We start from the raw sequence: 868 nt of genomic DNA on the forward strand, positions 1-868 counted from the left end.
GTCCCGGCCCGCCGCCCGGCGTCCGCCCGGCGCCGGTCGAGGAGGTCGGTGAGGCCCGGCACCCGGCGGTCGACGCCGCCGTGCGGGGCATGGCCAACGCCGAGGCGCTCGCCCCGGCCGACCAGATCGCCCAGTACGAGGCGGCCTACGAGACGTTGCGCGAGACGCTCGCCACCATCGACCAGGCCTGAGCAGAGGCGGAGAACGACACCGATGGCTCGTCGTACCCGGCTGGACGCCGAACTCGTCCGGCGTGGCCTGGCCCGCTCCCGGGAGCAGGCCGCCGCGCTGGTGGAGGCCGGTCGCGTCCAGCTGCGCGGAGTGCCGGCCCGCAAGCCCGCCGCCATGGTCGACCCGGCGGACCCGCTGCTGGTCACCGGCGAGGACCCGACTGAGGACTACGTCTCCCGAGGCGGTCACAAGCTGGCCGGTGCGCTCGCGGCGTTCGCCCCGGGCGGGCTGGCGGTGACCGGTCGGCGCTGCCTGGACGCGGGCGCCTCCACCGGCGGCTTCACCGACGTGCTGCTGCGCGCCGGCGCCGCCGAGGTGGTCGCCGTCGACGTCGGCTACGGGCAGCTCGCCTGGCCGTTGCGCACCGACGAGCGGGTCCGGGTGTTCGAGCGCACCAACGTGCGTACCCTCACGCCGGAGGCGATCGGCGGGCCGGTCGACCTGACGGTGGCCGACCTGTCGTTCATCTCACTGCGCCTGGTGCTGCCGGCGCTGGCCGGCTGCACCGGCCCCGACGGCGACCTGGCGCTGATGGTCAAGCCGCAGTTCGAGGTCGGCAAGGAGCGGGTCGGGGCCGGCGGCGTGGTGCGCGACCCGGCGCTGCGGGCCGAGGCGGTGCTCGACGTGGCCGCGGCCG

At 76.7% G+C, this 868-nt stretch carries 2 protein-coding genes; both read left to right on the forward strand.

Going from position 1 to position 868, the window contains the following annotated elements:
• The coding region (locus HUW36_RS33635) for a hypothetical protein (protein WP_174531675.1) at positions 1 to 191 on the forward strand (191 nt) is incomplete at its 5' end.
• Positions 192 to 213: 22 nt separating this feature from the next.
• A partial coding sequence (locus HUW36_RS33640; protein WP_174531676.1) for a TlyA family RNA methyltransferase occupies positions 214 to 868 on the forward strand: 655 nt, incomplete at its 3' end.

The sequence above is a fragment of the Micromonospora maritima genome, assembly GCF_902825405.1.
Lineage (GTDB): Bacteria > Actinomycetota > Actinomycetes > Mycobacteriales > Micromonosporaceae > Micromonospora > Micromonospora maritima.